Source organism: Kitasatospora sp. NPDC091257 (assembly GCF_044757675.1).
Classification (GTDB): domain Bacteria; phylum Actinomycetota; class Actinomycetes; order Streptomycetales; family Streptomycetaceae; genus Kitasatospora; species Kitasatospora lactacystinica.
This window is the reverse complement of record NZ_JBIVVI010001578.1, coordinates 1-1,708: the sequence shown is the minus strand read 5'-3', so window position 1 is coordinate 1,708 and position 1,708 is coordinate 1. Positions and strand designations below refer to the sequence as shown.

The following is a 1,708-nucleotide window of genomic DNA, read 5'->3' as shown; positions in this document are numbered from 1 at the left end:
GTATTATCGAAATCGTTCGGACATACCCCCGCCCGTATCGGCTCCCGAAGCCGTATGCTCGCAAATATACCGAGGGGGGTATCACGATGGCGCTGTGGCGCCCAGGAATCCGGCTTCGCCAACCAGGAGAAGGCCGAGGCCCGACCCGGAGGAGACAACCCCGTGATCTTCAGCCAGTACTACCTCGACTGCCTCTCCCAGGCCTCCTATCTGATCGCCGACGAACGCACCGGCCAGGCCGTGATCGTCGACCCCCGCCGGGACGTCGACGAGTACCTCGCCGACGCCATGGCACGTGGCCTGACCGTCGTCGGCGTCATCAACACCCACTTCCACGCCGACTTCCTGGCCGGCCACCTCGAACTCGCCGCCCGCACCGGCGCCTGGATCGGCTACGGTCACCGCGCCGAGACCGAGTACCCCATCCGCAAGCTCGCCGACGGAGAGCGGATCGAACTCGGCGACGTCACCGTCCAGGTCCTCGAAACCCCCGGCCACACGCCCGAGTCGATCAGCATCCTGGTCTTCGAGCAGCCCGACGACACCGTCCCGTACGGTGTGCTCACCGGCGACGCGCTGTTCATCGGCGATGTCGGCCGCCCCGACCTGCTCGCCTCGGCCGGCGTCACCGCCGCCGAACTCGGCGCGATGCTGTACGACAGCGTCCACCGCAAGCTGCTCACTCTGCCCGACGAGACTCTCGTCTTCCCCGCCCACGGTGCCGGCTCGGCCTGCGGCAAGAACCTCTCCACCGACCGCCAGTCCACCATCGGGACGCAGCGACTGACCAACTACGCCTGCCGGCCCATGGACCAGGACACCTTCGTCCGCATCGTCACCGCCGGCCAGTCCACCGCCCCCGCCTACTTCGGCCACGACGCCGCCCTCAACCGGCAGGACCGCCCGCTGCTCGATCCCACGAACACAGCCCGGCCCCTGTGCCCCGAAGGCTTCAAGGAGGCCCGTTACGCGGGCGCCGTCGTCCTCGACGCCCGCAGCCCCCAGGACTTCGGCGCCGGACACATCCGCGGCGCCATCAACGTCCCCGTCGACGGCCGCTTCGCCGAACAGGCCGGCGCCGTCCTCACCCCCGACAGCACCATCGCGATCATCGCCCCGCAGGACCGCGAGGGCGAGGTCGTCACCCGCCTCGCCCGCATCGGCTTCGACCACATCGCCGGCTACCTGCGCAACCCCGGCAACGCCCTGCCCGCCCTCGCCGACGAGGTCACCCCCGCCGGCCGCCTCACCGTCGACCAGCTCCGTACCGCCCTCACCGACACGCAGCCCCCCACCGTCCTGGACGTGCGCACCTGCGGCGAGCGCGAAACCGGCTCCATCGAAGGATCCCTGCACATCCCCCTGACCGAACTCCCAGGCCGCCTCGACGAGATCCCCACCGGCGGCCCCCTCGTCGTCCACTGCGCCAGCGGTCACCGCTCCTCCATCGCCGCCAGCCTGCTGCGCCACCACGGTCACACCGAGGTCTCCGACCTCCTCGGCGGCTACGATGCCTGGCACACCCTCATCCACCCGGCTCAAGCATCATGACGTACCGCCAGTTGAGGCCGGGACGTCCCGTTTCATCGTGCGTGCACGAGGCTTGGACAAGGGCGAGCCTCACTCGCGAACCGGACGACCCCGTCGTCGGTGGTGATCAGGTCGTCGGCCTCGGCCCGGTGGTGACGAGGCCACTGTTCAACGGGGG

1 protein-coding gene is annotated in these 1,708 nt (G+C 69.8%); it reads left to right on the top strand.

Going from position 1 to position 1,708, the window contains the following annotated elements; genetic code table 11:
- Window positions 1–162: 162 nt before the first annotated feature.
- The gene (locus ACIQOV_RS40425; protein ID WP_401055994.1) at window positions 163–1,551 is read left to right on the top strand and encodes a rhodanese-like domain-containing protein; all 1,389 of its coding nucleotides are present in this window, start codon (window positions 163–165) and stop codon (window positions 1,549–1,551) included.
- Window positions 1,552–1,708 lie beyond the last annotated feature (157 nt).